Source organism: Fluoribacter gormanii (assembly GCF_900156395.1).
Lineage (GTDB): Bacteria > Pseudomonadota > Gammaproteobacteria > Legionellales > Legionellaceae > Legionella > Legionella gormanii.
Genome location: NZ_FTNL01000019.1, coordinates 18,184 through 39,934, shown reverse-complemented (window position 1 = coordinate 39,934; position 21,751 = coordinate 18,184). Strand labels below are relative to the sequence as shown.

Genomic DNA, 21,751 nt, shown 5'->3' with positions numbered 1-21,751 from the left:
TACTCCGGCTTATCCATTTCTCCGTAAAAAAATCTGGTTTAAAACCGAAGAAAACCAATTGGTGTATGTGAAAAAAGAGGTGCATGCGGAAATGACGCATCAACCGTTACATAACCAAAATATTGTAATTATTCATGCCGAATGTTTTATCGAAACGCTAAAACCGATTAGCTCACAACTCGAAAAAAATAATAAGGTTTTAAGTTATAACTTGAGTTACTTTAATCCCGGTGAGTTCCAGTTATTTTTAGCGGCACATCCTAATCTAGATCACTTTATTATTTATCCTCACTACCCTGACTTTAATCTAGAGATTAATTTTTTTAACCAGGATCTGCTCAGCCTAATTCAACCTTTATTTGATGTATTGAAAACGACGTTAAGCTCCAACTTGTTTACAAAAAAAATTACAATTGACTGGTATTCTTATGCTGCTAAAGCCAATCATCCACAGGTGGCAATGATCTGCGGTTTATTAGGTTCCTTAGCTAAAGAAATGCCCCATTGGCACCTGAAACATTTTATTATTGATACACCTTTGGCGCGATCGATGTTGGAAATGGTTTATCCAGGGCCACATCAAACAATTCACTATCGAAAAGAACAGTACTGGTTATCTTCTCAGGAGTTAGCTCATGATTGTGAAGAGAACGATTTTCTCATAACCCAAGGAACATATTTGATTCTTGGGGGTATGGGCGGTATTGGCCGGCGTTTGGCGCAGTTTTTGATTGACTCGTATCACGCTAAAGTCATTCTTGTGGGGCGTAGTCCTTTAACTGAAGAAGGTCGGCAATTTGTACATACTTATGGCGAGCAGGTTGAGTTTATTCAAACAGATCTGACTCGTGACGCAGAATGCGCTTTGCTGATTAAATACCTTCACGTGAAACATCCTATCATTCATGCGGTATTTAATCTGGTCATGCAATTGCAAGACAGTACGGTTGATTCGATGACTTGGCAACAATTTAGTCATGTAATTCAGGCCAAATTATTCAGTGCTTATTTTATTTATCAATTGCATCAACAAACACAAATAAACGCCGCAGTAATTTTTTCTTCCATGCAAAGCAGTGCCTGTCTTGCAGGCCAAGCCAATTATGCCGCAGCGAGCAATGCCTTGGATGCCTATTGCCTGCGCTTGGAGCAGGAAACCGCATTACCAATTAAAATTATCAATTGGAGCATTTGGCAAGAGGTTGGAGCTGTAGCTGATTCTTTTTACCTCGAACGAGCGCGCGATTTAGGTTTTATTCCTTTGACGACACAACAAGCATTGGAGGCGATGCAACTTGGTTTAAATAGCCAATATGCTCAGTTTGCAATTCAAAATAAAAGTGTGCCACAAAGTTCGAAGACACAATCTGTTTTACCTATTAAAGCAGGATTAGACGGTGTGAACCAATTTATTTATTGCTTGGTATCTGATTTGCGGAACAAACACGTTTTGCGCAACAACGTAGTACCCAAGTACACCCGACTGGTTACCTATTTAAATGGATTACCTGAAGTTTCAGCCTCTGCCGAATCATTGCATCATTTGCATGAACGCTGCTGCCAGCAACATCCTGCTTATGAAGCGTATTATCGTTTGGCTTATCTTTGTTATTTGCACTACGAGCTGATTCTCGGAGGAAGCAAGGCGCCCGCAGAAATCGTTTTTTCAGAAGAGGGACTTAAATTATTGCGCGCTCTTTATGCCCAAAGCCCTGAGTCAAAAATGTGTAACCAACATATTGCGCAATATACTGATGAATATCTGAAGAACAGCAGACAACGCGTAAAAATTCTGGAGTTAGGCGCTGGAGTAGGTGCAACAACAGAAACGCTGATGGATGTACTTAATGATTATGAGCAACTCGATTATTACTATACGGATGTTTCTTCGTTTTTCCTGAATCAAGGTAAAAAATTACAAGAACAGGTACGGTTTAATCTGCACTGTGAACACTTAGATATGAATCATTTAGCAGAGTTGGCTGATGATTCTTTTGATGTAGTGCTTGCGTCGAACGTAGTTCACTTGGCAGATGATTTAGAGCATACACTTAAAGAATTGCAACGTATTCTTAAGCCGCAAGGGATATTTTTACTTAATGAGGCAGTGCAAGAACAAGCGTATTTGAACTTTATTTTTGGTTTATTTGATGGCTGGTGGCAGGCGAGTAGTGCTGAGCGATTAAATGCTTCTCCTTTACTAAGCCAGGATCTTTGGTTGCAAAAATTAACTGCAGCCGGTTTTGTAGTATCAGAACAGCATTTGCGGGAGCAAGAAAAAGCGCAAAAGGTGTTTTGTTGTGACATGAACCATCTTGGTAAAGAGGTTCAGGATTCCCCCTCATCCGCTCTTTGGGTCCCATCTCCTCATGGGGGAGATGGGATGATTAGGCGGCAAGTTGCTGATTTTATTCGTGCAGCACTTCACTTACCTAAAGAACAGGTTCTTGAATTGAACCGCCCTTTGGCAGAAATTGGGCTTGATTCAATTACCGGTGTTAGTTTGGTAACCAATATTAATAAAGCATTTAATTTATCATTACGCACTGCAGTCATTTTTGATTATCCTACTTTGCAGCGTTTGGTGGACTTTGTTCATTCTCAGTTAAAGGAGAAAGAGCCTATCGTTACTCAAAGCCTGCCTGTAGATTTATTTGCAGGAGAATTAATTAATGATTAGGCAACGGCGTAAATATACGTACAGTCCTCAAAGTAATCTGTACTGGTTAGCACATCAGATTGATGGTCATTATGTGTTCCCGCTCGATAATTTGCTGATGATGATTTACTCAGCCTTGAGGCCTTTAGCTTCAGCACAAATCGTGCAATTAACCGAGGTTGAATTAAAAAAATTATTAATTGCTGAAAAAGAACAAGCAATTACTTTGTATCTGGAAATCGATCCAGACAATCATTACTGTTTCATTGAGCAAGCACATGATGATGGCACTAAAGAATTGGTATTACAGACTACTTATCAATTCGAGTCACCCAATGAAATGGCCAGAATATGGAATAATCCTGATCCTTTAGTAAAGAATAATTTTTATCAGGACGATTCATTACACCACTTGGGTGCTTGTTATCGAGTGATCGCACAATATAATGATATTGAGGATTCATTTTCTGCAACCTTAAGTCCAAAAGCCAGTTATCCTGCGGTTTTAGGCAGTATGTTGCATTCTTTGATTTACCTTAACGACCCTTGTTTTGCTCAAAATCCCCGTCCCGGACTACCCAAGACAATAAAACGCGTTTTATTTCATATGTCGAATCAACCCAGTGCTTTTTTATATGCTAAAGACCAAGACGCTACAATTTTTGATGCGCAGGGAAATTGGCAAATCATTATGGAAGGAGTGGGGCTGACACAATCTACAGCAACAAAAAATAAATCGCTTAAAGAGCCTTTGGATATTGCTGTAATCGGTATGGGGGGGCAATTTCCACAAGCGGAAACAGTGGAAGAGTTATGGAATTCCTTATGTGATGGATTTAATGCAATTACCTCCTTGGAAAAGCGGGGAGTACACTATGTACGTGAACCCAATTATGCTGGATGGTTGGCTGATGTTTTTGCTTTTGATCCTGACTACTTTCACGTACCAAAAATTGAAGCACAGGCGATGGATCCGCAACAGCGATTATTTTTGCAAACAGCTGCTGCTGCTTTAATGGATGCAGGTTACTCGCCAATGGAACTTCCCGATAAATTTTGCGGGGTTTTTGTGGGGGCAAGCCAAAATAATTATTTGACCCATAGTCAACAAAAACCTATAGCTCAAAGTTTTTGGGGAAATGCTCCCTCAGTCATTGCTGGACGCGTTTCCTATACCTTTAATTTAACGGGACCGGCAATTACTCTGGATACAGCGTGCTCTTCTTCTTTGGTTGCCATCCATCAAGCCTGCCAGGCGATTAAAAATGGCGAATGCACGAGTGCTCTGGCTGGTGGCGTATTCATTATGAGCAGTGATAATTTCCTCCAGCAGGCACATCATGCCAAAATGCTCTCTCCGGATCATGCATGTCAAACATTTAGTGATAAAGCCAATGGGTTTATCCCGGGCGAAGCGGTGGGCTGTGTTTATTTAAAACCTTTAGCGCAGGCACTTAAAGATAACGATCCAATTTATGCCGTGATCAAAGCCAGTGGTGTGAATCAAGATGGACAATCAAATGGAATTACTGCTCCTAATGGTTTGGCTCAAACAGAACTGATGCAACAGATCTATACTTCATATGGTTTATCCACTAATGATCTTGCTTATATTGAAACCCATGGAACAGGTACAGAGCTGGGGGACCCTATTGAAGTACATGCGTTGCAGCGATTATTTGCAACCCAGGAAGCGAGGTCTGAACAATCCTGTGGTTTAGGAAGCATCAAATCCAATATTGGTCATACAGTCCATGCTGCGGGAATTTGTGGTTTTATCAAAAGTGTTTTATGCAGTTATTTCAAAAAAATTCCAGCAACACTTCATTGTGAACGTGAAAATCCGCAGATTGATTTTGCCAGCACCTCCTTTTATCCGGTCAAGAAATTAAGCCCATGGCCTAAAAATAAATCGCTTGCCGCAGTCAGTTCATTTGGATTTTCGGGTACCAATGCCCATGTGGTGATTCAACAATATGAAAATCAGAATCGGCCAAAGTTTCCAGTCTACCCTTTTAAAAAAATTCATTGTTATTGGCAGAACCCCCAAGAATACACATTATCAGCCGAGCAGACTTATTTCAGTCAGCATCAGGTGAATCATAAGGCCATTTTACCAGGAGTAGTGAGTCTTGCTTTGGCTCAGTATTTCCTTAAAGACCTACCGTTTCATTGTGTGAATGTGCATTGGCTCAAAGCGTTGCCTGCTCTTAATCCATTAATGAAGATTAATATAAATAAAACGCACAGCGCTATTGAATTGCTTCATGATGGAGATTCGTTTTTTAGAGCCGAATGTGCAGAACCTGAAAAGGAATTAGCTCCTTTTAATTTGCATGAATTTAAACGTATTTCCAATGCAATTGACTGCACTGAATTTTATCGCTGTTTTGAACAAGCAGGGATTCAATATGGTCCTGATTTAAAAAACATCAAGCAACTGTTTGCCACTGACGATCGAGTTTTTGCGCATATTCAATTTGATGGGGATTTCAGCGAGTTTTTGTTTAATCCTTACCTTCTCGATGCAGCCTTACAAACCGTTGGCTATTTTACCTTGTATCAACAACAACCCCTTTCTTTACCGGTGCGCGCTAAAAGAGTTGGGCTTCTCAAAAAAATAACAAACCATGCTTTAGTGTGTACGCAAAAAGTAGGTTCGCTTAGTTTTCATATTCAAATATTTGATGAAGATGGAGCGTTGTGTGTGGTGATTGAAGAATTAACGGCGCATGTTGTCAAATATACTGTGAGTCCTTGTTCTTATGCTACGTCCCGCGGCTTGTCCGCGGGATCCAACGATGCTGCGATATTCCTGGATCCCGTGGACAAGCCGCGGGACGTAGGTGTAAATGAGCAGATGCAATATACAGCAGCAGACCTAGCGCCTGCACCCAGTGGTCTATCTACTGATGTAGATAATGCAAGAGTTGATACGAAAAAAGAATCGACTCAAGAATTAATCTATTCTATTTTTTCCCATCGCTTAAATATGACTGCTGAGGAACTAAAGAATGTGGGCCAATTCAGTAAGTTGGGCTTAGATTCTTTATTGGCTATGGACATTATTTTTGATTTGGAAGTTCATTTTGGCAGCCAACCTAAAACGCTTTTATTTGAACATACAACGTTTGATGAATTAATAGAACATTTTAGCGACCATCTTCCCCAAAGAGTCGAAGAGCCAAAATCAGAACGCGCGCTGCACCCAATTTCTTCGGCAGCGGATATGGCAATTATTGGCATGGCAGTGAACTTCCCCCAGGCCTCGGATTTCCCCTCATTCATCGAGGTCTTGGAGAACGACAAAAATTGCATCCAGGCCATTGATAATCGGAGTTATGGTTTTGGTGCCTTGCTCGAAAATGCCAATGATTTTGATGCGTTATTTTTTAATATTGCACCAAATGATGCATTGATTATGTGTCCGCAAGAACGAATGATGTTGCAAAACGCTTGGCATTGCTTCGAGGATGCGGGAATTCGTCTTGGTACCCAATCTCAATCCGTTGCTGTGTTCATAGGGGCCATGAATAATTTTCATCAATTAACGGGTTTTGAAAAAAGTTTAAAAGAACAAAAAACAGTTTTAGCAAATTCAACTGCTGCGAGTATTGCCAATCGAATTTCCAGTGTGCTTAATTTTACGGGGCCGAGTCTTACGCTTGACAGCATGTGTTCCTCGTCATTAACCGCCCTACATTTGGCAATGCAAGCCATTGCCGCTAATGATGCCTCCATGGCTTTGGTGGGAGGAGTTAATCTCATTAGTCATGATTATAAATATCAAGAACTCTTACATCGGAACATGTTATCGCTTCAGGGACATTGTGCCAGTTTTGGAGAACACGCTGATGGCTATGTTCCCAGTGAAGGGGTGGTGAGTATTTTAATTAAACCCTTACACGCAGCAATAAAGGATGGGGACCGTATTCACGCCGTGATTAAGGGCAGTAGCATCGCTCATAATGGTACCAGTTCAGGTTATACCGTTCCTAACGCAAATGCCCAAGCAGAAGTCATTAAAAAGGCAATCGCAAACGCAGGATTAAAACCCGAAGACATCAGTTATGTGGAGTGTCATGGTACTGGAACCCAATTAGGGGATCCGATTGAAATTAATGGTTTAAATAAAGTATTTTCCGAACCTGATACGCCTTGTTTTATTGGTTCATTGAAATCAAATTATGGACATATGGAGGCTGCAGCAGGGCTTGCGGGTGTTGTCAAAGTAATTGCACAAATGCAACAAAAAAAGCTTTATGCAAGTCTGCATGCAAGCACTTTGAATCCTAATATTCAATTGCCAAAATCATTAATTTTATGTCAAACCCAAGCGAGTTGGTCTGTGCATCCAAAAGACCATTGTTATTATGCTGGTGTGTCAAGCTTTGGTGCGGGTGGTAGTAATGCGCATGTGATATTACAAAGTTTTGAACATGTTATTAAACCACAAGTTAACCCATTGCCGCGAACTGTATTTCAAAACAGGCGCTATGCTCATGATGTTGAGGAACGCATCGTTTCAGAACGGTTCTATGAGTATGTATGGCAGCAACAAGAACTATCCATGGATAATACACTTCATATGCCGCCCGCATCCTATCAATGGATAGTATTAAGCACTAAATGTAATGAGAAAGAGATAAAAAAACTTCTGCCTCAAAATGCAATTCACATCATTTATACATCACAAAACGGATGGAACTTAGCCCAAGAGGGAAGCTCAGTAACGCCACAACAAATCGTTGAGTTGTTGCATGATGATTTTATACTGCTTGATTGTTGCAATGATGAGTTAGAGCTAATTGAGCATTTGAATTTTTTACAACACGTTGCTCTTGTCGCCAAAAAAGGAACCCTACTTCAGATTAATGAAAGACAATCACCTAATTTGGATGTGGTCGCTTATTTTCTACGGTGCATGAATGGACAAACTATAGGTTTAAAAACGGCTACATTAGAAATGGAGCCACAGTTGCTTACTTACGAACTCATTCAACACGAGTTAAGTCAATTAAATCCTGAGTATCATAAGATTCGTTATACACAAGGAAAACGATTAACCCAAGTACTCCAAGAGCGTGAGTGTAAAAAATCAACTTCAGTTTCAATTGCAGCGGAAAAAGTCTACTTAATTACTGGCGGCACCAGTGGTATCGGTGCAGAGGTTGCAAAGTGGCTCGTTGCGCGTGGCGTACGTAAATTAATTTTAACGGGCATCACCCCATTACCCCAAGAAACTTTATGGGCGCATTATCTGCATTCACCTTGTAAAGCAGGAAAAACCATTCAATTGATTCATCAATTAAAAAAACAAGGTTGTGCGGTTTATTACTATATTGGTGATTTAGCTCAAGAGGAATTATTTGCTGCTTTTTTAAAGATTGTCATAAATGGACAAGATCGGTTGGGTTGGGTTTTCCATTGTGCAGGCGTCACCCCAAAACAAACCAAGTCACTCACTGAGCTTACCAAAAATGAGTTCGCCCAAATGCTTCATCCTAAAAAAGCAGGGCTTGATGCGTTATGGCCCATAGTTAACTCTTATGGATTCGAACGATTAGTTCTTTTTTCTTCGGTATCTGCTGTTCTCCCCGAGCTTGCGATGGGGGTAGTGGGTTATGCTTTAAGTAATCATTATTTAAACGCCTTTGCCGAAGTTCATCCTGGAAAAGTATTGAGTATTGCATGGCCTGCATGGAGTGAGTTTAGTAAAAATGCGGAGCAAAGTAGCAGCTATCAACGAAGCCAACTTGGAAGCTATAAAACCAATGAGGCACTGGCTTTACTGGCAACGATATTAGCTGGTGCAACGACTTCTTCAGTCATTATGCCAAGTAAAAATGAGCTTTCTGTAAATACCCTTTTGCCAGAGCAGAGTGAGTCGATTCAAAGCAATGCATTGGACACGTTAAAGCGGATCCTTATGGAGGTGGTCGGTGTCACTGAAGATGAGATCAATTTGGATAGGGGTTTTGCCGAATATGGGGTTGATTCGGTTCTATTAATGGCTTTATTAAAAAGGATCGAAGCAGTAATGGGCTTAATGCTTGCTGCTGAAGTGGTTTTTGAACACAATACGCTTGCTCGCTTAGCGTCTCATATCCAGCAAATCAATGGATTCGTACCAGAGACATTGAGCAAACCGGTTATGGTCTCAGAACAACCAAACAATACAAAAAAAATTGCAGTGATTGGTATTGGATGCCAGTTCCCTGGTGCCAATAATGTGCAGCAATTTTGGGATAATTTGCTGCACGCTAAAATTTCGATTACCCCCATTCCTAAAGAGCGCGTCGACCGAATTGAATATGCTGCTTTTCAGGGCGGATTTATTGATGAGCATGCATTTGCAACGACGTTTGATTTTGGGTTTTCTGACAAGCATCAACAGCAAATTAATCCATTGGTTATGCGTGCACTGGCATTAAGTCAGCAGGCAATTTTTGATGCCGGTTTTACCAAGGAAACAATTAAAGGGATGAATGCGGGGGTATTCGTCGGCACTCGTGCGGATTTTAGTGCGCAACAAGAGATTAACCAGTTTACCATTATTGGTCAGGGGCAAAATTTTATTGCGGCCCATATCAATCATTTTTTTGATTTAAGTGGTACGGCAGAAGTTGTTGATACGGCCTGCTCTTCCTCCTTGGTTGCTTTGCATCATGCAGTTGCTGCGCTGAGAGCAGGGGATATTGAACTGGCCTTGGTCGGTGGTATTGATGGATTAGTCAATACTCGACCTTTTGCCTTGATGGATGCGGCAAAAGCATTATCACCTGATTTTAAGTGCCGTCCTTTTGATGTTCGTGCTAATGGCATTGTCCTCAGTGAAGGCGGTGGTTTTGTGGTTTTAAAACCTTTGGAACACGCAATCGCTGATGGAAATAAGATCTATTGTGTTATTGAAGGCATCGCGGTCAATAATGATGGAAATACTATGGGATATACGACTCCAAATCCTAAAGCTCAGCAAAAAGTGATTCAAAAAGCATTAAACAATGCTTGTTTGACAGCAGAACATTTGGGCTATGTCGAAATGCACGCTACCGGCACAGAATTGGGTGATCCTATGGAGTTACAGGCATTAACTCATGTTTTTGGACATTCATCCAATAAAAAATGTGTTGTTGGTGGTGTGAAAGCAAATATTGGTCACACTTTAAGTGCCGCAGGCATGGCCGGTTTTATTAAGACCGCTTTATGCAGTTACCATCATTGTTTGTTACCGCAGCCTGAAAAAATAACGCCAAATCCTCGTTATGATTTTGTTAGTTCTCCCTTGTGTTTGCTCGATGAACCAAAATTCCTAGATGCGGCTCGTACTCATTATTTTGGTGTGAGTGCTTTTGGTTTTGGGGGAACAAATGCGCATGTCATTCTTTCAAGTAGGATGCCAGAGCCACAATCAATAAAGCTTGCCGTTTTACCGCGGGAAGAAATGTATTCCGGAATAATGGATGAATTTTTTGATGTTGAACGAATTTAAAATTAAATTAAATGCGGATAATTATCTGGTTGCGGATCACCGAATTGATGGGATACGTGTACTACCGGGTATTGCCTATTTGGATCTCATTGCGCGCTGTTTGCAGTCCGAATTTTTTGAACTCACCCAAGTGACTTATCCTCATGCTGCTAAAGTACAAGCGGGTGAGACGATTGTTTTGATTGTTGCTTATGATCCTCTACGTCATACCATAGAAATCTATCATCAGGAACAGGATAAGAGAATCGTCCATTTCAAATCCATCGTAGAATTCAAAAGACCCGATGTACCCAAATTGATTCACCTGCCCAAAGAAAACGAACAAATCCATTCAATGCGCACCATATATAGTCTGGCACGTGCTTCATTTATTGAGCATGGTGAATTTATGCAGGTTAGCGGCACTACAGGCATCAATGCCCCCCAAATCGCCATGGAGTTATCTTTAGGCAGCAAAGCACAAGCTTATTTATCGTCTTTTTATTTACATCCTGCTTTATTGGATGGGGCTACTTTTGCCATAGCTGCATTGCATTTTGATGAAGTAGCGCATGCAGGCCCCGACATAGGTTATTTACCTTTGGGAATTGATAAGGTGAGTGTCTTTGCGCGGGTAACGACTGCAACATTGATGGTCAAGGCGGAAGTAATGCCAACGCATCATGAGTCGTTAATCAAGTGCCGTATTCAATTATTTACACCCGCAGGCGATTTAGCCGTGTCTCTTGAAGGATTAACAAATAAGCGATTTCAGCGTCAGCAATTTGGGCAGCAGGAAGTGGCGCAATCGGTGAATGTGTTACCAACCGTTCATGGTGATACTCAGAAAAAAATTGAAGCCTTGATTAGAAATCATTTACAGGATGCTCCTGATTTTTTAGAGCCGCATGTTTCTTTTTTTGATTTAGGTTTTGATTCCAGTAGCTTAATCGCTTTAGTTGATGTACTGGAGCAACAATTTGATTTAGAACTGTATCCGACTTTATTGTTTGAACAAAATACGCTGGAAAAATTAACGGCATATCTTAATTCGCATAGTTCTTTGCCTCGCGAAATTGGCGCAGTAGGGCCTCTCGAACAGGAACCGAAACAATTAAAAAATGCTGATTATGCACTTTATATTCCTACAAAAACCAAAATAAAAGATGGTTTAGATAATAAGCAGATATTGATAATTAATGACTCAAAATATGACCAAGTCTTGGGGCTTTATCAAGAGCAAGCCAAAGATTGGATTATTTACGATGGTAGTTATCATCAAACGACACTTGATTTGTACACGGTTTTGCATCGTTTAGTAAATACATTTGCTAAGCTTTTACGTGGAGTACAAGGTCAATTACCTCCCATTGTTATTGGTTTGTCACCGAAACAAACACGTTTAATTCATTCTATCTCTGCTTTTTTTTCGTGTCTTGCTAAAGAGTATCCTCAGCATCAATTCTCGATTTTTATAAGTGATGAATGTGTTAACGAGAATGCTAAAAGTTTGCCGAGCAGAGAAGGATGTGTTTACCTGCATCAAGATACGTTTTATGCCGCAAGTTACATCAAATTAAAATTGAATCAATCGATGCCTTGTTCAAGTTTTAAAACAGGAGGCAACTATTTGATTGTTGGTGGTCATGGAGGATTAGGCCGTTTGCTCACCAGTTATCTACGCACGCAATATCAAGCCAAGATCCATGTCGTTGGGCGAAGCAAAAAGATCGTATCCGATGAGAATGTAACCTATTATCCCTTGGATGTATGCGATGCGGATGCAGTAACTCATTTTTTCGCGACACATGATTTCCCTATTGATGGTTTGTTTTATTTGGCTGGTGAAAAGCATGATCGGTTGTTGATGAATATTAGCCCCGATGATATTGAAAAAACGCTACGTTCCAAATTAGGTGGTTTAACGGCAATTCATCAGGCGCTACAACATAAATCGCTTGATTTTTATTGTATTTATTCTTCTTTATCCGCCGAGATTGGTAATCTTGGACAAAGCATCTATGCTGCAGCCAATGCCGCTTTAAATGCTTATGCTTGCGAACAAGAACAATTACGCCTTGCAGGAACGCATACTTCTCGATTCATTAGCATCAGCTGGCCTTATTGGTCAGAAGGCGGGATGGGAATCAATCCATATCAATTACAAAAACTGCAAGAGGAATATGGAACCTTGCCTTTAGAAGCATCACATGCTTTTGCATTGTTGGAGCGTGCATTTGCTGCAAATGTACCCCATGTTGTCATTGCTAATCCCTCGTTGCTCAAAGATCGGTTATTAAAATCACAAGAATTCCCACTCGATAAATTTCATACCCAGCTTGAGGTACCTGACGTTAACGAACAAGACATTGCGATTATTGGAATTTCATTTCAATTACCCGACGCAACCAATCTGGAGGAACTTTGGAATAATTTAGCTGCTGGCAAAAATTCCATTAAAGCGATACAGCGAAATTGGCATTATACTCCCTATCTCTGGGGCGGGTATTTAGACGATATTACCGGTTTTGATCCTTTATTTTTTAATATCTCGCCTCGTGATGCAGCATTAATTGATCCTCAAGAGCGATTGTTTTTAGCGAATGCCTGGCATTGTTTGGAAGACGCAGGTTATGCTCAGCCACAAGAGAAAAATTTTGGCGTGGTTGCGGCCTCCATGTTTCATCTGTATCAAAACTATGGGGTGGAGCAATATCAACAGGATGCTGAAGTTAAATGTCCACAATCTTCAGGAGCCAGTATTGCAAATCGTGTTTCCTATGCGTTGAATTTGACGGGGCCTAGTTTTTCACTAGATTCCATGTGTTCCTCCTCGCTTACTGCCATTGAATTAGCTTGTCGTTATTTAACAAATGATGAAGTGGATGCGATGTTGGTCGGGGGGGTGAACCTCTGTTCACATCCTTATAAATTAGCGTCCTTGGTACAAAATAAATTCTTATCACCTACAGGCAAAAGCGCTCCATTTCATGAACACGCGGATGGCTATGTTCCTGGCGAGGGCGTTGTAGTTCTCCTTTTGAAGAAGGCAAAAAAAGCGCTTGCTGACGGTGATTCGATCTATGCACTGATTAAGGGTTTGGCATTAAATCATGGGGGGATGGGTAGTGGATTTACTGTTCCTAATACCACGGCCCAAGCAAAAGTGATACAAGACGCCTTAACCAAAGCGCGGCTTGAACCGGGGCAAATCGATTACATCGAGGCACATGGGACAGGAACTTCTTTAGGTGATCCTATTGAACTTGCTGCATTAAAGGAGGTATTTGGTTCACGTTCACTGCAAAAGCCATTGTATGTGGGTTCGATAAAAAGTAATTTTGGGCATTTGGAAGCGGCTGCCGGCATGGCCGGTATTGTGAAATTGGTTGCCCAATTTCAAGCGCAGGCATTAGCGCCTTCGATCAATGCATTGCCATTAAACCCAGGATTAAATATTGATGAGGTACCAATTGAAATAATTACGCATTATCTGCCACAACAAACACTTCATTTTGCTGGACTTAGTAGTTTTGGTGCAGGTGGCAGTAATGCGCATTTAATTTTACAAAACTGGTCACACAATTTATGTGCACGGCCAAAAACCCAATACAACAAACAAAATTATTGGTTGTCGCACTCAGAAATAGCGACGCATCATTGTTATCGAATGGACATGGTACCCTGTACCTTGGAGCCCGTTTCAATTTTTGAAGAACTCTATCAACTGGATAATGGCGCTCAACAAATATATTTCAAACGAGCTACCGCGGAAACACGATTAAAAAAAGCAGCAATTGTTTTTGCGCAAGCAAGCAATCCTTCAGAGCAGTTTATTGCCTTGTTAACCCAATGTATTGCAGTGAATCCTGAGGTGCAATTTATATTGATCCATCAAAGTCGGACTCAATGGATGAAGTCGCATGCATTGATGATGTCTTTGCCGAATCAAGTAAAACATTATCAGAAGAATATTTTGATTCCTCATTTATCCAGTTTGTCTGCCTCTGAGGTCGTGAACATCGTAAGTAACGAAGTGCAACAGCTCGATCATCGCCTGGTGGCTTATGATACGACGCGCCAAGCCATTAGTTTAAATTTAGTAACCACACCGATTCAATCGCGACGACTCCATCCTGAACTTCGTGTTGTCGTATTGGGTGGTTTGGGCGCTATCGGATACCAATTTTGTCTCACATTAATTGCTGCTGGAATTTATCGATTTGATGTTATTGGACGCAGTACTCTTGATGCGAAACGGCAGCAGATGCTTGCTGCGTTAAAAGGCGAAATTCAGTACATCCAACATGATTTTTCTAATCAGTATCCTTCTTCTTTTTCTTATGATGTCATCATTAATTGTTTAGGAGTGATGCCTGGAAAAAGCAAAAATGAAGCGGCGCAACGGAATAAATTACACCATCACTTGAGCCAATTTATTCAACAAAACCATCCCCAAAAATTAATCAGCATTTCTTCTTTATCTGCGTTAGCTGGATTTAGTACCCAAGATGATTATGCGGTTTATAATGCGTCTTTGATTGCATGTACTGATTATTGTCAGGAACATGTGTGTGTCTACTTGCCTTTTGTGATGACGGAAGTATCGCAATCCCCGGATCAATTAAATTGGTTAACATGGAGTAAAAACACTCAGGGTTTAGAGCCGTTAAAGGCCGATGACTTGAGGGGTATTTGCCGCCAGTTACTTACTGTAGCAGCAGGCGAGTATATTCCATTTCAGGGGGATCCTAAACAATTTCATAAGTACTTAACTCAGGAATGCTTTAATGTTCCGCTTAAGAAATTGCCTGAACGCAAGACGTTTAATAAAGAGTATTCCTTATATGAATTAATCGAATCCATCATAGGAGTTCCTGCTCCGCAAATTAAAGAAGAGAACACTTTTTATCAATTGGGATTTAATTCATTAACACTGAGTGAATTAGCCGAAGCAATCGTCACACATTATCAAATACACATTACTCCCAATCAATTTTTTGAATTTCATACTGTAATAAAACTACACGAATATTTGCAGGAAAATAACAAGAGTATTCCTGATTCTTTATCCAAGCATTTGGATTCGAGCTCAGCAGATGTAGCTATTTGTGGTTATTATTGTTCTTTTCCTCAATGTCCTACCCCAGAGGAATACTGGCAGGCTTTATTGGCAGGTCACGATTGTACTCAGATGCCTTTAAAGATGCGTTTTAAAAATGAGGGCGATGAATCACGTAAGATGGGATTTATTGACCATCATGCGGATTTTGATTATGCCTTCTTTGAGCTGGGTTTGGAACAAGCAAAATATATGGATCCCCAGCAGCGCAAGCTGTTAGAGCTTTCCTGGCATATATTCGAGCATGCAGGCGTTTCACCATCCACATTGAAAGGAAAAAATATCGGGGTATTTGTTGCGATTCAATTTGATGATTATGCACGTCTATTGGATCGAAGTCCGATAAACAGCCTTTACCAAATTACCGGGTGTGCCAAGACTTTTGCTGCAAACCGAATTTCACATTTTTTTGATTTCCATGGCCCCAGTGAAACCGTTGATACTGCCTGTTCGAGTAGTTTTACCGCCTTGAATCGCGCCGTTGCTGCCATTAAGCAAGGTGAGTGTGAGTCCGCACTGGTCCTGGGTGTGAGTTTGCTTTGCGATATAAAAACACTTGAATTGACGACGCAATTAAATGTTCTCTCGCCAACGAATTGTTGCCGTCCTTTTGATGCTCAAGCGGATGGCTATGTTAAAGGCGAAGGTTTAGCGGGACTGTGGTTGGTTGGAGATACTTTGGCTGCAGCTCAAAAGTTACGTATTGAAGCGATCATAAAAGCGATTCAAGTCAATCATGGAGGCCAATCACAATCATTAACTGCTCCGAATCCAGTGGCCCAAAAACAATTGTTATCGCAAGTGTATAAGAATGGGATATCAGTTGAGGAAATCGATTATTTTGAAGCACATGCGACCGCAACCCGGTTAGGGGATCCCATTGAATTCTCGGTCTTGCACGAGTTATTTGCACAACGTTTAAAACCGCTTTATATCGGGTCGGTAAAAAGTAATATAGGTCATACCGAGCCTGTTGCAGGACTTGCGGGGGTGATTAAAGGCTTGTTGATGTTAAAACATCAAATAATTCCACCGCAGGCCAATTTTCAGGAAGTCAATCCGTTCATTCGACTTGCAGAAAGCCCATTTCATATTGCAAAACAAGCTGAGCCTGCAAGATTAGCAACGATTGCGATTAATAGTTTTGGTTTTGGTGGCAGTAATGGTCATTGTATTTTGACGCGTCATGAGACGTTCTCGTATCAATTACCGAAATTACCTTATGCGCCGATTAAATTATCAGCCAAGACCAATGAGGCACTGGTAAGAATCTCAGAGCAACTGCTGGATTATTTAAGTTCTGTACCCAATAGCTTGTGCATGACCCAATTAAGTTATTCCTTAAATGTAGGACGTGCTGATTTTGCGTGCCGCAAGCTATTCATTGTGGAAGACCTTGATGATTTGCGCGAGCAATTAAAACAGGATGCTAAATCATCTAATTCGTTACAAAATAATTTCGCAGGTGAACAGAAGCTCCTTGATTTGCAGCATATCCCTCATCAATTGAAGGAGTATTTAAGTAGGCTTGCTCTTGCCTATCAGGACGGGAAACTTATTGATTGGCAACATATTTATGAGGGAATCGATGCCACTCCACTGGTATTACCTGTTTATCCTTTTGCAACGCATTATTGTTGGTTTGCTGAGCCAGCGAAATTCAAACCGATCAATAAAGAGATTGAAGGTTACGAGCAAATTTGGCGGAAAAGAAGTGTCGAATTTTTTGATTTGAACCGATATCAGTACCTGGCTATTTTTTTGATGCGAACGCAGGAACAATCAGTAAAAAACGCATTACAGCAAACATCCTATCAAGGGATGGTTTGCTTTATCTTTGTCGAGGAGCATGATTCCGTAGCCTACGGTATGCAATGGCTGCAAGAACACTCTTGTGAGTTGATTTATTATTTTGCCGGGATGTGTGATGAACCGATAAATGCGGCGACTCTGGTCAACTCCCAACGCATGGGGATGGCTGGCTTTTTACATTTAGTTAAAAAACTGGAAGAACTGGCTTATCGCGAAAAATCGCTAGCGCTTTATGTGTTCAGCAATAATGCGTATGGATTAAATCAATCGACGATCAATCCCTATGCAGCAAGCCTGCATGGTTTAGCCCAATCGTTAAAAAAGGAACATCCATTTTGGTTGATTGAATGCATTGATCTTGCGAACACTAGGATTAGTGCTCAGGCTCTTACTCTGTCAAATCAAGGTCAGGCTTATCCTTTGGTTTTAGCGCATGATGGGGTATGGCACCGCCAGCTTAAAGCAGTGAATGGTTCTTTAAATGATTCCGGATCTACTGATGAAGTCATTGTGCTTATTGGTGGTGATGGGCAAGTAGGCAGGCATTTAGTACCTAAGTTTACTGAACGTAATCCCCGCGCACTCATTATTGCCAGTCGTTCTACCCAATCACGGACGGAAGGAATAATCCATTGGCGGACAATGGATTGTACTGTTGCGGATGAAGTGGAAACTTTGCTTGCAGATGTGATTCAACGCTTTGGAACAATCGATTGTCTTTATCATTTAGGCGCTTGTTATGCTGAATCTCCGGTAACGTCATTAAGCTATGAAGACTATGTGTCGCAGATGAGTGTAAAGGTATTGGGTACTTATCATTTAATCAAGGCATGTCATCGCAGTGAGGTGAAACAAGTTATCATTACCTCTTCTGTGCAGGTTTATACGCAAAATAAAAACAGAGGGGCTTACTCTGCAACCTGTTATTATGCTGATGCCTTAATTCAAGCCTTGCAGTCCGAGAAAACGAAACTGGTTCACTGGGGATTTTGGCAGCAAGAGGATGAGGCCGCAAATCAATTGATGATCGCGTCGGGTATTGCTCCGATTACTGCAGAACAAGGTCATTATTCCTTGCAATTAGCAGCTTGTTTGCCCCAGCCTAATCTGAGTTTTTTCAATGTCTCAGAATCAGTAAAAACAATGATGCCCATTTGTACGGATTCACCAACTCAAGCAACCGAAGATTTGCTTCTTTTTAATCAAGGATTATCTGAGTTAGAGTATTTTTGCTTTCATTTAATGAAACATTACTTGCTAACTCAAGGGGTAGCTTGGAGTCAGAATAATTTAGGGGCGGGAGTACATAAAGATTATGAACAGTACTATTTAGCATTAATTAATATGTTAAAAGATTTTGAACGAAACTATCTGCCTCAGAATCCATACCAAATTAAATCGCATGCTGAATTGCTGCGCGATCAACTGGAATTAATAAGAAAGTACCCGCAAATCAAATCGTTTGTTCAATTACTGCAGGTGTGTGCAAGGCATTTTACTGAGGTAGTTACAGGGCAAAAAACCATTCAGCAGGTGATGTTTCCTTTTGGGCGAGATGATTTAGTGCGTGCTATTTATCAAAAGAATCTTTTGGCCCATTATTACAATCAAACCATTGCGTCCTTAGTTAAGGACATGAGTGCTGCCTCTCCCTCCCGAGTTGATATTCTTGAATTGGGAGGCGGTACTGGGGCTACAACTGAAGCAATACTCACCCAATGTGCCGATAAGATTCATTACACCTTTAGTGATATTAATCCTCAATTTGTCGTGCGGGCTAAAGAAAACTTCGCTCAGTATGCTGCGGTGGACACCTGCATTTTAGATATTAACAAGCCTGTGATGAGTAAACAATTTGATCTCATTATTGCAAGTAATGTATTGCATACAGCAGATGATATTCGTCAATGCTTACTGAATATTATGCCATTGCTTCGTGATGATGGAGTATTGATTATTAATGAGGCCACTGCAAATAGTTTATTTCTGGCATTTACCTTTGGCTTATTTAAGCAATGGCATACCAATAAAGATGAATATCGTATTCCTGCCAGCGCATTACTCAATCCAGAAACCTGGCAAAAACTACTGCAAGATATCGGTTTTGCAGTGGATGTGTCTGCGACGCCAACTGAAGTCGATCAATCGATTTTTGTGGCACAATTAAAAAAACGACCTCGTCCTCATCCTTTGGTACAAAAAGCGGTGGACGCTCAAAAAGAAAGGGAGTTGATGCCAGCACAAACTGCAAATTCAGATGAGTTATTGACACTACTTGCAAGACATGTACATTGTGCAGCAACATCCTTGGATTTAAATCAATCACTGGTTCATTATGGTTTTGATTCATTGGCAGCAATCCATTTGGCCGAACAAATTAAATGCGAGTTAAAAATTAACATTTCACCCACGGTATTACTTGAAAATGTTTCTATATCACAACTCATTCATTCTGTTGCAAAGAAAAAGGAAGAACTTTTATGTTAAGTAATGAAGAATACACTGAAGTGAGAAAATCACTGAATTTTAAGCGTCGACTTACCAAGAGTCTCAGCTTTCTAATTGCTGATATCGTGTTGCTTTATGCTGCGGTTATTTTGCTGGGAAAAAACAGCTTGCTGTTCTATTGCCTGGGAGAGCTGTGCTTGGCGATTTTATTTCTGCATAATTTTATTTTACTTCATGAGTGCGGCCATAATACCTTATCGAGTAAAGCCTGGTTCAATGTGGCTCTTGGTCATTACATGAGTATTTTTTGTTGTATGCCGTTTTATCCATGGAAAATTATTCATGAAGAGCACCATAAATGGACTGGGCATATTGATAAAGATCCGGTATTTGAATTATTGAAACAGGCAAAAATAAGTAAGAAACTACCCTGGATTTTTCATGTAGGCTGGAGAACGTTTATTCCCTTAAATGTATTTTTCTTACATCTGGTTTATTGGACTTATCCGCTTAAACTGCTAAAACAAAAAAAGCTATCGCGAGTGATGTTCCGACAATGTTTGTTCTCTGTACTCTTCTTGTGTTTTGCCTATGTGCTTTTAAAATGGTGTTTCCCAAGCTTTTTAACTTTTAAAAATCTCGCTCCTGCAATTTTGATTTATGGAGTCCTCTGGGAAACGTTGTCTACTCCGCAGCATTTAGGTTTGGAGCCGACGCAACATCGACCTACATTAAAAGAGCACGCACAAACGACGCGGAGCACCTGGTTTCCACGCTGGCTACAACATTATTTATTTTTAAATTTTGGTTATCACGTGGAGCATCATTTTTTCCCCGCATTGCCTTGGCATGAATTGGAAAAAGCACATTTTAAAATTAAGCCCTTGTTAAAAGATGAATATCAAATGGTAACCGGTGGAATATGGAATATTCAGATGCGTAGCCAAAATATGGAGAAGGCGATTGGGGTTCGTGATGATTAAGATTTTGGAAAAGACTCATTTTGAGCTCAGAACATTTGAAGCCGCATTGTGTTTGGAGAAGCAAATAATCGTTGGTGATTTGCAAGCAGTGGAAGGTACTAAGGGGCACTATGTTGACTACCTCGATGCAGCAACTTCGTATGTCACGCTTTGTGCGGAAAGAGATGCACGTTTTATGTTATGGGAAAGTGGTGCCTTGCTTGAACGTTGTCAGGAAAATCCTATTTTAAAGGTTCAATTCAAATTGTCTGCTGATGAGCTTCTACTATTTGGGGGAACAAAGCAACTGGAATCTTGGTGTGTGCGAAATCGTATGGTTTTACAGAAACTCAGAGATGAAGCACACCTATCGTATTATTTTAGTTTGTTTGAATCACATAAAATCACCGGTGAGCTGCTGGTGTCTCCTGTTCTTTATTTTGATAAAAACCCAGTGTTTACCTTGCACGCGGAGGAGGATGTAGTATCTCAGTTCGTTACTGCAAAACCTATTGTTTTAGAAGTCAAAAAAAATCAGATGATTTGTTTTGATAAGTACCATTATCAAATGGGGTATCACCCTGATTTTAATTTTATACGAGTTCATGATGTACATCGAAGTCATTAAAACCCAGCGATTCAAATTTATAAACTATTGTCCAGTTGTTGTCGATACTGAGAATAAAACCTGTATTTTTATCGATCCCTCATGGGAAAAAAGAACATTTCAGGATTTTGTAACACGCAATGAGTTGAGGGTGATTGCTATTTTATTGACCCATCATCATCTGGATCACTCGCATTTGGCGAATTATTTTGCTAAATATTATCAATGTCCTGTTTATATGAGTAGTTCTGAAATAGAGTATTATGGATTCCAGTGTCATAACCTCAAAGCGATTTACCCTTTTCAAAATCTCCTTAATCTCGAACATATTCCCAGCATCATTATTCATCAAACACCAGGCCATACTTTTGGCGGTCTTTGCTATCAAATAGATAATGCTTTATTTACAGGTGATACTTTGTTTAACGAGGGTTGTGGGTTTTGCCATAGCAAAGGAGGGGACGCCGGAATGATGTTTGATTCCCTTAATTATCTTAAAAAAGTGATTCCAAATGAAGTGCTGGTGTATCCAGGTCATCGTTATCATCATGATCTGGGGCAAAGTTTTGCGGAAGTGAAAAAAATGAATATTTATCTAAATATTGAAGAGCGCAATGATTTTATTCAGTTCCGTACTAGAAAAACAAAAGGTTTATTAAATTTTAGGTGA

6 protein-coding genes (1 of these 6 cut by a window edge) are annotated in these 21,751 nt (G+C 40.4%); all 6 read left to right on the top strand.

The genetic code is table 11. The annotated features are described in order from the left end of the window. Tightly spaced (each overlapping or abutting the next), the 6 genes in view from BW930_RS16965 to BW930_RS12165 form a layout consistent with a single transcriptional unit that may run on beyond the window. On the top strand, nt 1-2,680 hold the final stretch of the coding sequence (locus tag BW930_RS16965; RefSeq protein WP_115266144.1) for an SDR family NAD(P)-dependent oxidoreductase. 10,337 nt of this gene lie to the left of the window's left edge; only the last 2,680 of its 13,017 coding nucleotides appear in the window; its start codon lies off the left edge, out of view; the stop codon is at nt 2,678-2,680. Then, a complete protein-coding gene (locus BW930_RS12185; RefSeq protein WP_064276669.1) occupies nt 2,673-10,151 on the top strand; it encodes a beta-ketoacyl synthase N-terminal-like domain-containing protein in 7,479 nt (2,492 codons plus the stop codon). The genes BW930_RS16965 and BW930_RS12185 overlap by 8 nt, the downstream gene beginning before the upstream one ends. Further along, entirely contained in the window at nt 10,123-19,551 is a 9,429-nt protein-coding gene (locus BW930_RS12180; protein ID WP_058468201.1) for an SDR family NAD(P)-dependent oxidoreductase, read from the top strand. The genes BW930_RS12185 and BW930_RS12180 overlap by 29 nt, the downstream gene beginning before the upstream one ends. After that, nucleotides 19,545-20,495: a fatty acid desaturase family protein gene (locus tag BW930_RS12175; protein ID WP_058468200.1), complete on the top strand. Its 951-nt coding sequence runs from the start codon at nt 19,545-19,547 to the stop codon at nt 20,493-20,495. The genes BW930_RS12180 and BW930_RS12175 overlap by 7 nt, the downstream gene beginning before the upstream one ends. Next, nucleotides 20,488-21,102, top strand: coding sequence for a hypothetical protein (locus BW930_RS12170; protein WP_058468199.1), 615 nt, complete (start codon nt 20,488-20,490; stop codon nt 21,100-21,102). The genes BW930_RS12175 and BW930_RS12170 overlap by 8 nt, the downstream gene beginning before the upstream one ends. Continuing rightward, a complete protein-coding gene (locus BW930_RS12165) occupies nt 21,080-21,751 on the top strand; it encodes an MBL fold metallo-hydrolase (RefSeq protein WP_238587866.1) in 672 nt (223 codons plus the stop codon). Before BW930_RS12170 ends, BW930_RS12165 begins: the two co-directional genes overlap by 23 nt.

What these genes read in the sequence shown, in the direction of transcription:
- BW930_RS12185 (WP_064276669.1), top strand. Translation starts at nt 2,673, where the DNA reads ATGATTAGGCAACGGCGTAAATATACGTACAGTCCTCAAAGTAATCTG.
- BW930_RS12180 (WP_058468201.1), top strand. Translation starts at nt 10,123, where the DNA reads ATGAATTTTTTGATGTTGAACGAATTTAAAATTAAATTAAATGCGGAT.
- BW930_RS12175 (WP_058468200.1), top strand. Translation starts at nt 19,545, where the DNA reads ATGTTAAGTAATGAAGAATACACTGAAGTGAGAAAATCACTGAATTTT.
- BW930_RS12170 (WP_058468199.1), top strand. Translation starts at nt 20,488, where the DNA reads ATGATTAAGATTTTGGAAAAGACTCATTTTGAGCTCAGAACATTTGAA.
- BW930_RS12165 (WP_238587866.1), top strand. Translation starts at nt 21,080, where the DNA reads ATGATGTACATCGAAGTCATTAAAACCCAGCGATTCAAATTTATAAAC.